General features: G+C 55.7%; 13 protein-coding genes and 2 tRNA genes. 3 read left to right on the forward strand and 12 right to left on the reverse strand.

What is annotated here, in order from left to right:
• The first annotated feature begins 236 nt into the window (after nucleotides 1-236).
• From BLU07_RS07400 to istB, 3 genes are all read left to right on the forward strand, one after another.
• Nucleotides 237-914, forward strand: a complete 678-nt coding sequence (locus tag BLU07_RS07400) for a hypothetical protein (protein ID WP_092385631.1) — start codon at nucleotides 237-239, stop codon at nucleotides 912-914.
• Nucleotides 915-1,238: 324 nt separating this feature from the next.
• Entirely contained in the window at nucleotides 1,239-2,258 is a 1,020-nt protein-coding gene (istA, locus tag BLU07_RS07405) for an IS21 family transposase (RefSeq protein WP_092385633.1), read from the forward strand.
• Entirely contained in the window at nucleotides 2,255-3,052 is a 798-nt protein-coding gene (gene istB / locus BLU07_RS07410) for an IS21-like element helper ATPase IstB (protein WP_092385635.1), read from the forward strand. The genes istA and istB overlap by 4 nt, the downstream gene beginning before the upstream one ends.
• 544 nt (nucleotides 3,053-3,596) lie before the next feature.
• Here istB and BLU07_RS07415 read toward each other — a convergent pair.
• From BLU07_RS07415 to BLU07_RS07470, 12 genes are all read right to left on the reverse strand, one after another.
• Nucleotides 3,597-3,803, reverse strand: coding sequence for a hypothetical protein (locus tag BLU07_RS07415; RefSeq protein ID WP_092385637.1), 207 nt, complete (start codon nucleotides 3,801-3,803; stop codon nucleotides 3,597-3,599).
• A 188-nt stretch (nucleotides 3,804-3,991) separates the two neighbouring features.
• Nucleotides 3,992-4,068, reverse strand: a tRNA-Pro gene (locus BLU07_RS07420).
• Between the two features lie 504 nt (nucleotides 4,069-4,572).
• On the reverse strand, nucleotides 4,573-4,833 hold the full coding sequence (locus tag BLU07_RS07425) for a hypothetical protein (protein WP_092385639.1): 261 nt from the start codon (nucleotides 4,831-4,833) through the stop codon (nucleotides 4,573-4,575).
• Between the two features lie 66 nt (nucleotides 4,834-4,899).
• Nucleotides 4,900-5,259 carry a MerR family transcriptional regulator gene (locus BLU07_RS07430; protein ID WP_092385641.1) on the reverse strand — a complete coding sequence of 120 codons (360 nt, stop codon included), beginning with the start codon at nucleotides 5,257-5,259 and terminating at the stop codon, nucleotides 4,900-4,902.
• Nucleotides 5,240-5,542, reverse strand: a complete 303-nt coding sequence (gene ihfA / locus BLU07_RS07435; RefSeq protein ID WP_080050765.1) for an integration host factor subunit alpha — start codon at nucleotides 5,540-5,542, stop codon at nucleotides 5,240-5,242. The genes BLU07_RS07430 and ihfA overlap by 20 nt, the downstream gene beginning before the upstream one ends.
• A 4-nt stretch (nucleotides 5,543-5,546) precedes the next feature.
• The gene (pheT, locus tag BLU07_RS07440) at nucleotides 5,547-7,928 is read right to left on the reverse strand and encodes a phenylalanine--tRNA ligase subunit beta (protein ID WP_092385643.1); all 2,382 of its coding nucleotides are present in this window, start codon (nucleotides 7,926-7,928) and stop codon (nucleotides 5,547-5,549) included.
• Nucleotides 7,929-7,967: 39 nt separating this feature from the next.
• Nucleotides 7,968-8,972: a phenylalanine--tRNA ligase subunit alpha gene (pheS, locus tag BLU07_RS07445; protein ID WP_092385645.1), complete on the reverse strand. Its 1,005-nt coding sequence runs from the start codon at nucleotides 8,970-8,972 to the stop codon at nucleotides 7,968-7,970.
• 105 nt (nucleotides 8,973-9,077) lie between these two features.
• Nucleotides 9,078-9,434: a 50S ribosomal protein L20 gene (gene rplT, locus BLU07_RS07450; protein ID WP_092385647.1), complete on the reverse strand. Its 357-nt coding sequence runs from the start codon at nucleotides 9,432-9,434 to the stop codon at nucleotides 9,078-9,080.
• Nucleotides 9,435-9,457: 23 nt separating this feature from the next.
• The gene (gene rpmI / locus BLU07_RS07455) at nucleotides 9,458-9,652 is read right to left on the reverse strand and encodes a 50S ribosomal protein L35 (RefSeq protein ID WP_092389665.1); all 195 of its coding nucleotides are present in this window, start codon (nucleotides 9,650-9,652) and stop codon (nucleotides 9,458-9,460) included.
• 62 nt (nucleotides 9,653-9,714) lie between these two features.
• Complete coding sequence (infC, locus tag BLU07_RS07460) at nucleotides 9,715-10,266, reverse strand: translation initiation factor IF-3 (RefSeq protein ID WP_172830135.1); 552 nt, start codon at nucleotides 10,264-10,266, stop codon at nucleotides 9,715-9,717.
• Nucleotides 10,263-12,188 (reverse strand): threonine--tRNA ligase, encoded by a 1,926-nt coding sequence (gene thrS / locus BLU07_RS07465; protein ID WP_092385651.1) that lies wholly within the window; start codon nucleotides 12,186-12,188, stop codon nucleotides 10,263-10,265. The genes infC and thrS overlap by 4 nt, the downstream gene beginning before the upstream one ends.
• Before the next feature lie 179 nt (nucleotides 12,189-12,367).
• Nucleotides 12,368-12,444 (reverse strand) — tRNA-Val (locus BLU07_RS07470).
• Nucleotides 12,445-12,589: the final 145 nt, after the last annotated feature.

Here is a 12,589-nt window from a genome sequence, read left to right on the forward strand (position 1 = left end):
CAAGCTCCTTGTGCGGCAAGCACTGATAAAAACCGCTAGTTTAGAGAGAAGCGTCAGGCGATCACAGCTGGAATGTTGCGACGCGGTTATCGGCAGTTTTGACGGAGAATACAACAGGCCTCAGTAGACATCGAGAAGCGACACCATGCATTGGTGCATCCGGTGACCTGAGAGTAGACTTCCGACTTCTGACCATGGACGCGTCAAGAGGCAGACCTGCTGAAGGAGCTAACCCGATGAAATATTATGCGCAATTATCCTTTGTCCTTTGCCTGATTATTACTCCTTTCTCATTGGCCGCGCAGGACGTTGTCCACTACAACAATCCACAGGTTTTGGATTTCGCCGAGCGGCGTTGCTACCACCTTGAAATGGACCGGGAACGGTTAGTCTTTGAGGATGGAAGTGTCGTACACAACTGTATCGATTACACACGGAAAGCCGCATATTCTCTGCCTGCTGAAGACTTTGCGAACCGAACCAACCTGCAAGCCTACCTGGTGTGTGACACCCTCACTGCACTTCCCGGGAATGCTGAATACATTCAGTCGGAGGATATTGCAGCTGAGACTGAACATTTATTTCAACATCTGGATATTCAGAGCTTTGCATCCTCGTTGCGTCCGCAGCTTGAGGATGAACGCACTCTGGAAGATTTGGCCTCCATATGGCAAACAGCCGTTGAGGGCGGGTCGATCACTCTCCAGGCGCCCGATTGGCGTTTCGAATTGCGGCTAGTCGCGGTTCTATCTGAAGCCGCAAACGATCAGAAGCAATGGCTACTCTGGTTGCTGGATGAAGCCAAAGACGGAACCTATCGCGATTACGCCGTGCTGCTTGCCAGACCCGGCGAGACTGATGACCGCCTCATTGCCAGACGCCTCCCCGACAGGTTGCAAGACAACAGTCAGTAGACCTCGCAGCAGCAGTTGCTCCTGGTCTTGGCCAGGATGCTGTTGTGCTGGATTTACGAAGTCTGATCCAGCTACACCTGCAAATCATCCCAAGGACAAAAATGGGGGTATTTCTGCGGGTTTGAGATTCACCCAGACCTGAATTCAACACATAAGTGCAACGCTCACCCCAGCATATGCTTGCCAGTCCTTCAGTTCTATTGATCAGTCTTTCAAGCTCATACTGTGTCACCGCCGGAGTAATACTGACCCACCAACGTCGACTTAAAATTGACCCACCTGAAGCAAAATGGCCGCCTAATCAAATGACCAGAGCGGCGGCCGATGTTGACTCAGGAGAGACTCGTGGAAATTCATGTATTACATGGCCAAGGCAACAGCATTCGCGCCATCGCAAAGCAGCTCGGAGTGTCGCGCAATACGGTGCGGAGGTATCTGCGGGATCTGACGGTTGTACCTAGCTATCCGGACCGGGCTGCTCGCCCAGCAAAGCTAGAGCCCTACAAAACCTATCTGTTAGCACGGATCGAGGCGGCCAAACCGCACTGGATACCGGCAACGGTTCTGTTCAGCGAGATTCAGGATCGTGGCTATGCTGGCGGAATCACTCAGCTCAAGAACTATCTCGCCGAGTTCAAGACGGCCGTGCCTGATCCGGTAGTTCGTTTCGAGACACCTCCAGGCAAGCAAATGCAGGTCGATTTCACGACCATCTCTCGCCACCGGCGCACGATCAAAGCTTTCGTCGCCACGCTGGGATATAGCCGCGCTACCTACGTCCGGTTTTCCGAGCATGAGCGTCAGGATGACTGGCTGCGCGGGATCGAGGAGGCATGCCATTACTTCGGCGGGGTACCCCAGGAGATCCTGTTCGACAACGCCAAGACCATCATGATCGAGCGTGATGCTTACGGCGAAGGCCAGCATCGTTGGAATGCGCAACTGCTGGCGACTGCGCGTGATTATGGCTTTATCGCCCGCGCTTGCCGACCCTACAGAGCTCGCACCAAGGGCAAGGTCGAGCGCTTCAATGGTTACTTGAAAAACAGCTTCATCACGCCCCTGGCAGCCACTCTGAATCAGGCTGGGCTTCGGCTGGATGTGGCCACGGCCAATGCCCATATAGGTCCCTGGCTCGAGCGTGTGGCGCACCAGCGTATCCATGGCACCACCGGCATCAAGCCTCAGATATTGCTGGATCAGGAGCGCTTCCAGCTCAGGCCATTGCCACGGCGGGCAAAACGGGGCTTAGAGCACATACCCGCCGCCGCACGGCCTGTGCCCAGGGAGAGCTTCCAGCATCCGCTGAGCACCTATGATCGGCTGCTGGAGGCACGTCCATGAACCTGCAACATCAGCGTATCCAACACGCCTGCGCGAACCTAAAGCTCGACACGTTAGCCAGCGAATGGTCAGCCATGGCCGACCGTTGCGCCTCGCAAGAAGACACCTTGGCCGACTTCCTTGAGCAGCTATTGCGCTTGGAACTGGACGCACGGTCCCTGCGCTCCCGTGAGACCTTACTCAAGTTTGCCGGCTTCCCTGGGCGCAAGCTCTTCGAGGACTATGACTTTAAATTCGCCAGCGGAGCGCCGCGCAAACAGCTGAACGAACTGACAAGCTTGGCCTTCGTAGAGCGAGCAGAGAATGTCGTACTCCTCGGCCCCAGTGGCGTTGGCAAGAGTCATCTCGCCATCAGCCTAGGTCACAAAGCCGTCGCTCAAGGCATCAAGACACGCTTCATCGCCGCAGCCGATCTGATGCTGCAACTGGCAACAGCCCGCAAACAGGAACGCCTAGAGCAATACTTGAAGCGCAGCGTGCTAGCTCCGCGGCTGCTGATCATCGACGAGATCGGCTATCTGCCGTTTGGCCGCGAAGAAGCCAATCTGTTCTTCAATGTCATCGCCAAGCGGTACGAGCAAGGCAGTGTCATCGTAACCAGTAACCTGCCGTTCTCGCAGTGGTCCCATGCCTTCGCCGATGACACAACCTTGACGGCAGCGCTGTTAGACCGGTTGTTACACCATGCGCATATCGTGCAGATCCGTGGCGAAAGCTACCGCTTGAAGGACAAGAACGCTGCGGGTATCGCGCCGGTCTCGGGCAGCAGCCAAGGTCTATTAACCAACAATTAATCGCCAAGGGTGGGTCAGTTTTAAACCGACGATATCGCCGATAAGTGGGTCAGTTTTGAACCGTCGTTGACAGATGGGCTATTACAACGAGCAACGACCCCATACGTTCAACGGTGGTGTATCGCCGGTAGCGGCGGAAGAAAAACTTAAAATACTGTCCGGTATCAGTTGACCACTACAAAGCAGCTGCTCAGCAGAACAATTGAAATTCGGTTTAGCACGCCTATCTCCAGCATGAGGACATCTAAATTATCGCTCGTTGCGAAAACATCCGCCCAACTGTTAGCAAAACGAGGGAAAGATAACCCGGCGTCCTTGCCTCAAGAAGGGACTGCGATACTGCAGTAAGTTTGATGATGATACAAAAAAGCCACTATTGCCAGTACGGCTACAGAACTTTTAACCAGTGAGGCGAGCGGTATATTGCCTTTACACAGCGAAATTGGTTATCCGGGTGTGATCCACTGGGGATAAACCCTCCAACCCGGCATGCCCGCTGCATGTTCCATTCGCAACCCGGCAGCATCGCTAAAAACCTCAAGCATCAAGCATCAAGCATCTGGTTTTTAGCCCCCTGCCTCAACGCCAGATCATCCACCTGCAGCAGTAGCTCCGGAAGCAAAGACTGATCCAGTTTTTGGGCTTCTTTCTGCCCCAGCACGCTCACAACAGCCAGCATAAAAACGGGTTCACTATCCTCTGGTGCTAATTGCTGCAAGGTGTTCAGGTCATTAATGACCGAAACAGCCATATTGTCAGTAGCCGGGTCACATAGCTGAATCGAATGTAGCTGAGCTTACTGTTTGCAGGCCCAATAGCTTCGACCTAAAGACGGGATGAGTAAAAATCACGGTAGGGGTATTTTTTACAGCGAGGGTTTTCACTCAGGCACAAAAAAATCCAGACCACGCTAGGTGACTGGATTTCTTTGACGTTGTTTGGTCGGGACGGAGTGATTCGAACACTCGACCCCTTGCACCCCATGCAAGTGCGCTACCAGGCTGCGCTACGCCCCGACGATACTTCTGGGCCTTGGCCTTGAAGTGAGCGAGATCATACATTAAGTCCATGAAATGCGAAAGTTTTTTTTGCCTTTCAGAGCAACTGTCCTGAGCAATGGCCAATACCACTCATGGACGTTCAGCACAGGTTCAGCACAGGTAAATCTTGGTAAAGATCGCTTTACAAAGCCCCGACCGGTGAGCTTTTGCGCCAGACTGAGCAGTATCAGCCGATTGCCTCTGCATCGACGCCAGCTCACAGAGCGAGATTACAGATGAAAACACCATTACAACGGGTCTTGTTGGGATTGGGTGCCGTAGTGCTCAGCGGTTGCGCGGGTGATTACTATATCAACGACAGCGCCTACAGCACCCCGAGGGTATATTCTTCGACCACTGTCTATTCGGGCAGCAGCTACGCACGGCCCGATTATCGCAGCCATCGCAGTCCTCGCACCCGGGTTTACATCACCTCACCACGACCGGTTTACCAGACCATTATCAACCGCCCACCCCGTATCAATCGTTATTCGCCGCCGCATCAGCGACCTGCATGGCAACATCAGCGTCCAGGCTACTCCCGCCATCCTGGACGGTCTTACGAAAGACCGCACCGCCATGCGCCGAAACATCCGCATCAGGGCCGTGACCGATTCCATCGTCCGCCGCACGACCATCGGGCCGGGCAACGCTCTCCAAGACAGCAGCGGCCATCAGGCCATAACCGGCATAATCGTGGAAACTCACGCTCTGGCAGCTGGTCGGGTCAGTACGGCACATTACGCTGATCCCGAACGTAAAAAAGCTGGCATCCGCCAGCTTTTTTATTCGTTACCACCATCGCACTCAGTTGGTTTTCAATACATTCAGTACTTCTTCCAGTTCCGCAATGGTCTGCCGGATCAGTTGCTTGTAATGAGTGACATCTTCCTTGGCCTCTTCACCGGACAGCCGCTGGCGCGCACCGCCGATGGTAAACCCCTGATCGTACAGCAATGAGCGGATCTGACGAATCATCAGAACATCCTGACGCTGATAATAGCGACGGTTACCACGCCGTTTCACTGGCGATAATTGAGGAAACTCTTGCTCCCAGTAACGCAGCACGTGCGGCTTGACCGCACAGAGCTCACTGACTTCACCAATGGTGAAATAGCGTTTTCCCGGAATGGCCGGCAATTCGTGGTTATGGCTGGGTTCCAGCATATGCTTCTACTCGTGCCTTGAGTTTTTGTCCGGGCCGGAAGGTCACAACCCGTCTGGCCGTAATGGGGATTTCTTCACCAGTCTTGGGATTGCGACCGGGACGCTGGCGCTTGTCGCGCAGGTCAAAATTGCCGAAACCGGACAGTTTGACCTGCTCGTTATGCTCAAGTGCATTGCGAATCTCTTCAAAAAACAGTTCAACGAGCTCTTTGGCTTCGCGCTTGTTGAAGCCGAGCTCTTCGTACAGGCGTTCGGCCATTTCTGCTTTTGTCAGAGCCCCCATATCCTTATTTCCTTAGCGTGGCATTGAACCCTTGCTCCAGGGACGTGAGTACCTTGTCCATGACAGCATTCACCTCTTCATCAGTAAGAGTGCGCGAGGAATGCTGCAAGGTCAAGCCAATTGCCAGACTTTTTCTATGCGGATCAATACCTTTGCCTGCATAAACGTCAAACAACCTGAGATTTTTCAGGTGTTCTCCCGCCTGTTGGCGAATATTGACCAACAAATCCTCGGCCAATACTGTCTGATCAACAACCAATGCAATGTCCCGCCGCACCTCGGGGAAACGCGACAATTCGGCAAACGCAGGCAAGCGACCCTGCTTGATCACGTTCAAACTCAGCTCGAACGCAAACACCGGGCCGTGCAGGTCCAGCGCCGTAACCAGCTGTGGATGCAGCGCCCCCAGCCAGCCAACCAGGGTATCGCCACGCATAACACGCGCGCTCTGGCCGGGATGCAGTGCTGGATGCTCTGCGGGTTCAAAACGGTAGCTGGTCAGCGCACCACCCTGCCCCAGTATTGCTTCGACGTCGCCCTTGAGATCAAAGAAATCCAGTTTGTCGCCACTGTTGGCCCAGCCTTCCGGCAAGCGAGCACCACAGGCTATGCCTGCCAGCATTGGTTCCTGCAGCAAATCACCAGCGGCCTGGGGTACAAAGCGCAGCCCACTTTCAAACAGACGAACACGGGCCTGTTGACGGTTCTGATTGTGCAGCAGTGCCTTGCTCAGGCCGGGCAACAGGCTGGTCCGCATCACCGCCATGTCGGCGGAAATCGGGTTGGCCAGCGCCAAAGGCTCATGCTCAGGATCAAACTGCTTGCTCAACTCCGGCTCGATAAAGCTGTAGGTGATGGCTTCCTGGTAACCGCGGGCAACCAGCAGGCGGCGCAATACCGGCAATTCACCACGGGCTTCAGGCTGTGCTTGCAGATTCAGAGCCGCCGTCGGCGCACTGACCGGCAAGCGGTTGTAACCGTACAGCCGGGCCAGCTCTTCGATCAGATCGATTTCCAGGCTGATATCAAAGCGGTGACTGGGCACCTCAACCTGCCACTCACCATCGATAGCCTTGGCCACGCCAAGCCCCAGATGATGCAGATAGCTTTCCACGTCGGACGCCGGGATCGCCATGCCGAGCATCTGCTGGATGCGCGCGTCACGCAGGGTAATGTGCGCCACTTGCGGCAGGTGTTCGTTGGCTACCTGTTCGATCACCGGACCCGGCTCACCACCAACGGTCTCGAGAATCAGTGCGGTTGCCCGCTCCATGGCTTCGCGCTGCAATTGCCAATCCACACCACGCTCGAAACGGTGCGAAGAATCCGTGTGCAAGCCATAAGCGCGCGCCTTGCCGGCAATCGCAATGGTGTCGAAAAAAGCACTTTCCAGGAACAGGTCGGTGGTATCGCTGGCAACACCGCTGTGCTCGCCACCCATAACGCCGGCCATGGCCAGGGCGCGTTCATGGTCGGCAATCACCAGATTGTCACTGTGCAGCGTGAGCTCCTGGCCATCAAGCAGAGTCAGCTTTTCGCCCTCCTCGGCCATACGCACACGAATGCCACCCTGGATCTGCTTGAGGTCAAAGGCATGCATCGGCTGACCGAGTTCCAGCATGACGTAGTTGGTGATATCCACCACCGGGTCGATGCTGCGAATATCACTGCGGCGCAGGCGTTCAACCATCCACAACGGCGTTGGCCGCGACAGGTCAACATTGCGCACAATCCGGCCGACATAGCGCGGGCAAGCCTGCGGGGCCAGCAACTCGACCGGACGGGTCTCTTCGTTGACCGCCGGTACCGGATCAATCGTCGGGCGACAGACGTTCTCTGCATAATTGGCAGCAACTTCACGGGCCAAACCTGCGATCGACAGGCAGTCACCCCGGTTGGGCGTCAGGTCGACATCGATAATGGTATCGTCGAGGCCGAGGTATTCGCGCAGGCATGTGCCAGTGGGTGCGTCGGCAGCCAACTCGAACAGACCGTCGCTGTCGTCAGACAGTTGCAGTTCCGAGGCGGCACAGAGCATGCCGAAAGATTCCACGCCGCGCAGCTTGGCCTTTTTGATCTTGAAGTCTTCACCCAATACGGCGCCCACGGTGGCAAAGGGTACCTTGATGCCGGGGCGTGCATTGGGGGCACCGCAGACCACCTGGAACTGCTCGCTGCCGTTGCTGACCTGGCAAACGCGCAGCTTGTCGGCATCCGGGTGCTGTTCGGTACTGACGATCTCACCGACAATTACGCCACTGAAGGCGCCGGCAGCGGGCTCTACGCCATCAACTTCCAGCCCGGTCATGGACAAGCGGGCAACCAGCTCATCGCCTGTCACCTGCGGATTTACCCAGGTCCGCAGCCACTGTTCACTGAATTTCATTATTGGTTCCTGCTCTCAAAGGAATGGCGGATGCGACGCTCAGCGAAACTGCTCGAGAAAACGCAGATCGTTATCAAAGAAGATACGCAGATCACCCACGCCGTAGCGCAGCATGGTCAGGCGCTCGACGCCCATGCCGAAGGCAAAACCCTGATATTTTTCCGGATCGATGCCAGACATGCGCAATACATCCGGATGCACCATGCCGCAGCCCAACACTTCCAGCCAGTCGGCCTTCTCTTCACCGTTCTTGACCACGGTACGGCGGATATCCACCTCTGCCGAGGGTTCAGTAAACGGAAAGAACGAGGGCCGGAAGCGCACTTCCAGATCAGCCTCGAAGAATTCACGCAGAAACTGCTCGATAGTCCCTTTCAGATCCGCAAAGCTGACACCCTCATCGATCAGCAAGCCTTCAACCTGATGGAACATCGGCGAATGGGTCTGATCCGAGTCGCAGCGATAGACACGGCCCGGACAAATGATCCGGATCGGCGGCTGCGAGCGTTCCATGGTGCGCACCTGGACCGGCGAGGTATGCGTGCGCAGCAAGGTGTTGGCATTGAAGTAGAAGGTATCGTGCATTGCCCGCGCCGGGTGGTGGCCGGGAATGTTGAGCGCTTCAAAATTGTGATAATCGTCCTCGACTTCAGGACCTTCCTCGACGGTATAACCGACGTGGGCAAAAATCTGTTCGATCCGCTCCATGGTGCGGGTGACCGGGTGCAGACCACCACTCACCTGACCACGTCCCGGCAGGGTCACGTCCACCCGCTCGGCGGCCAGTCTGGCATTCAGCGCAGCGGCTTCCATATCGGCCTTGCGCGCATTCAGCTCGCTGGACACTTGTTCTTTGGCGGCATTGACCATGGCGCCAACCTTCGGGCGCTCTTCGGCCGGAATATTGCCCAGGGTCTTCATCACCTGAGTCAGTTCGCCCTTCTTGCCTAGATACTGCACGCGGATCTGCTCCAGCGCAGGGACGTCAGCAGCGTGCTGTACCGCCTCCAGCGCCTGGGCGACCAGGGCGTCAAGATTTTCCATTGTCAGACTCCAGAAACAAAAATAGGGGAAGAGCGGTTAGGCTCTTCCCCTATCATTGACGTTGCCATCTACCCCTTGCGGGGCAGGGATTGTCGTAACGAGGGCTTAAGCCAGGCTAGCCTTTGCTTTTTCGACAATCGCGGTAAACGCCGCTTTTTCGTTCACAGCCAGATCGGCCAGAACCTTGCGGTCGATTTCAACGTTGGCCTTTTTCAGACCGGCAATCAGACGGCTGTAAGACAGACCATTCTGACGGGCACCGGCATTGATACGGGCAATCCACAGGGCACGGAACTGACGCTTGCGCTGCTTGCGGTCACGATAGGCGTACTGACCTGCCTTGATGACTGCCTGCTTGGCTACGCGGAAAACGCGCGAACGCGCACCGTAATAGCCTTTGGCGAGTTTCAGAACTTTCTTGTGACGCTTACGCGCCGTAACACCACGCTTGACACGAGCCATTCTTTATATCCTCTAACCTTGACTTAACGGAGGCGCAACATGCGCTCAACTTTTTGCACATCAGAAGCAGCCAGCTGCGAAGTACCACGCAGTTGACGCTTACGCTTGGTGCTCATCTTGGTCAGGATGTGGCTCTTGAAAGCGTGCTTGTGCTTGAGACCGTTCCCGGTTTTCTTGAAGCGCTTCGCAGCGCCACTTTTCGTCTTCATCTTTGCCATGTTCATGTAACTCCACGTAAGAGTGAATAAGGTAATCGCAAGGCCTGGCGTTGCCCTGGAGATTACTTTTTCTTCTTGGGTGCGAGGATCATCATCAGCTGCCGACCTTCCATCTTCGGGTGCTGTTCCACAGTGCCGTATTCCAGCAGGTCAGCTTCGACCCGTTTCAACAGCTCCATGCCCAGCTCCTGATGCGCCATTTCGCGGCCTCGGAATCGCAAGGATACCTTGGCCTTGTCCCCATCAGAGAGAAACCGGATAAGGTTACGTAGTTTAACCTTGTAGTCTCCCTCTTCCGTCCCTGGACGAAACTTTACTTCTTTGATCTGAATCTGTTTCTGATTCTTGCGCGCGGCAGCCTGCTGCTTCTTTTTCTCGAACAGGTGCTTGCCGTAATCCATGATCCGGCAAACAGGCGGCTCAGCATCAGGGGAGATTTCAACCAGGTCCAGCTTGACCTCCTCTGCGGCGGTCATGGCTTCCTGAATGGACACGATACCGATTTGCTCACCGTCAGCGCCAATCAGGCGAACTTCGGTCGCCGTGATGTTTTCGTTGATCGGCGGGCGTTGTGCGGCTCTTTTGTCTTGTCTCATCTCGCGTTTAATCGTTATTGCTCCGAATTCGGGCGGCCTCGTTGTGCGACAGCAGCGGCGAGGAACTCTGCGAACTCGGTAACCGTCATGGAACCCAGATCTTTGCCCTCCCGTGTGCGCACGGCCACAGTGTGCGATTCGACTTCCCGGTCACCTACGACCAACAGATAGGGAGTCTTGTGTAAAGTGTGCTCACGGATTTTAAAACCGATCTTCTCGTTTCTCAAGTCCGCTTGTGCACGATAGCCCATTTCATTCAATGTTTTCTCGACTTCTCGGCAAAATTCCGCCTGATTGTCGGTAATATTCAATACGGCAGCCTGATGCGGGGCCAACCAGGCCGGAAAATCACCGGCATAGTGCTCGATCAGAATACCGATAAAGCGCTCGAATGATCCCAGAATTGCCCGATGCAGCATCACCGGATGCTTGCGGCTGCCATCTTCGGCGACATATTGCGCGCCCAAACGGCCCGGCAAAAGGAAATCCAGCTGTAAAGTACCACACTGCCAGACACGCCCCAGGCAATCACGCAGGGAAAATTCGATCTTCGGTCCGTAGAAGGCGCCCTCACCCGGCTGCAAATCCCACTCCAGGCCGGCTTCATTCAGCGCTTCTTCCAGTGCCTTTTCGGCCAGATCCCAGTCGGCGTCATCACCCATGCGGTCATCCGGACGGGTCGACAGCTTCAACTCGACATCATCAAAGCCGAAGTCACGATAGACCTGCAGGGTCAGTTGGATAAAGTCAGCCGCCTCCTGCTTGATCTGCTCGTCGGTACAGAAAATGTGCGCATCATCCTGAGTAAAGCCGCGCACGCGCATCAGACCATGCAGCGAGCCGGAAGGCTCATTGCGGTGACAGGAACCGAACTCGGCCAGACGCAACGGCAGATCACGGTAGCTTTTCAGCCCCTGATTGAATACCTGTACGTGGCACGGGCAATTCATTGGCTTGACCGCGTAATCACGGCTTTCCGACTCGGTGGTAAACATATTCGCCGAGTAATGCTGCCAATGGCCGGAGCGCTCCCAGAGCACCTTGTCGACCACCTGTGGCGTCTTGATTTCCTGGTAACCGGATTTGCGCTGCAAGTCGCGCATGTACTGTTCCAGCACCTGATATACGGTCCAACCCGCCGGGTGCCAGAACACCATGCCCGGTGCTTCTTCCTGGGTATGGAACAGGCCGAGGCGTTTGCCGATCTTGCGGTGATCGCGTTTTTCCGCTTCTTCGAGGCGGGTAATATAAGCAGCCAACTGCTTCTTGTCGGCCCAGGCCGTGCCGTAAATTCGCTGCAACTGTTCGTTGCGTGCGTCACCGCGCCAGTAGGCACCGGAAATCCGCGTCAGCTTGAATGCCTTGAGAAAGCGCGTATTCGGCACGTGCGGGCCGCGGCACATGTCGAGATAGTCTTCATGGTAATACAGACCCATCTGCGTTTCGTCGGGCATATCCTCGACCAGGCGCAGTTTGTAATCTTCATTGCGGGCCTTGAATGCCTCGATCACCTCGGCGCGCGGGGTCATCTTCTTGACCACGTCGTACTCGGTGGCGATCAGCTCACGCATGCGGCTTTCGATCGCCGCCATGTCTTCCGGCGTAAAGGGACGCTCGTAGGAGATGTCGTAATAGAAGCCATCCTCGATCACCGGACCAATCACCATCTTGGCGCTCGGATACAGCTGTTTGACCGCATGCCCGATCAGGTGCGCGCAACTGTGGCGGATAATATCCAGCCCGTCGGCATCCTTGGGGGTAATGATCTGCAGCGTTGCGTCCTGCTCGATCAGGTCACAGGCATCAACCAGGCGGCCGTCAACACGACCGGCAAGGGTTGCCTTGGCCAGACCGGCACCGATGGATTGCGCCACATCGGCCACAGTCACGGCATGATCAAAGGAACGCTGGCTGCCGTCCGGTAGAGTAATGACAGGCATAGTAGGCCTCTCCTTTCAGTGGTGACCCCTACGCAAGGCCACGTGATGGATATGCCGTTACGCCGGGAAAACAGTGACCTGACTGGCAGTACCAGAGCCAGAGACTCGAAAGTCGGTCACAGCCCGTAGTGACGGCGCTGAAAACAAAAAACCCGGCCGCAGGGGACCGGGTTCGAAACTGGTAGGCACGATTGGATTCGAACCAACGACCCCCACCATGTCAAGGTGGTGCTCTAACCAACTGAGCTACGTGCCTGCAATGGAGGCGAACTTTACGCAGGCCGTCGCCCCTTGTCAAGCTTAAGTAACTGAATAAAAGCGAAAAAACCCGAGCCACGAAAATCCAGCCTGCAACAGACATCTTGTGCCTTTCAACAGACCTCGACATACTCAAGGGAGTA

This window comes from Halopseudomonas salegens, from assembly GCF_900105655.1.
Classification (GTDB): domain Bacteria; phylum Pseudomonadota; class Gammaproteobacteria; order Pseudomonadales; family Pseudomonadaceae; genus Halopseudomonas; species Halopseudomonas salegens.

Coding starts and splice junctions, on each gene's coding strand:
- BLU07_RS07400 (WP_092385631.1), top strand. CDS start 237: ATGAAATATTATGCGCAATTATCCTTTGTCCTTTGCCTGATTATTACT.
- istA (WP_092385633.1), top strand. CDS start 1,239: ATGTTGACTCAGGAGAGACTCGTGGAAATTCATGTATTACATGGCCAA.
- istB (WP_092385635.1), top strand. CDS start 2,255: ATGAACCTGCAACATCAGCGTATCCAACACGCCTGCGCGAACCTAAAG.
- BLU07_RS07415 (WP_092385637.1), bottom strand. CDS start 3,803: ATGGCTGTTTCGGTCATTAATGACCTGAACACCTTGCAGCAATTAGCA.
- BLU07_RS07425 (WP_092385639.1), bottom strand. CDS start 4,833: ATGTGCCGTACTGACCCGACCAGCTGCCAGAGCGTGAGTTTCCACGAT.
- BLU07_RS07430 (WP_092385641.1), bottom strand. CDS start 5,259: ATGCTGGAACCCAGCCATAACCACGAATTGCCGGCCATTCCGGGAAAA.
- ihfA (WP_080050765.1), bottom strand. CDS start 5,542: ATGGGGGCTCTGACAAAAGCAGAAATGGCCGAACGCCTGTACGAAGAG.
- pheT (WP_092385643.1), bottom strand. CDS start 7,928: ATGAAATTCAGTGAACAGTGGCTGCGGACCTGGGTAAATCCGCAGGTG.
- pheS (WP_092385645.1), bottom strand. CDS start 8,972: ATGGAAAATCTTGACGCCCTGGTCGCCCAGGCGCTGGAGGCGGTACAG.
- rplT (WP_092385647.1), bottom strand. CDS start 9,434: ATGGCTCGTGTCAAGCGTGGTGTTACGGCGCGTAAGCGTCACAAGAAA.
- rpmI (WP_092389665.1), bottom strand. CDS start 9,652: ATGGCAAAGATGAAGACGAAAAGTGGCGCTGCGAAGCGCTTCAAGAAA.
- thrS (WP_092385651.1), bottom strand. CDS start 12,188: ATGCCTGTCATTACTCTACCGGACGGCAGCCAGCGTTCCTTTGATCAT.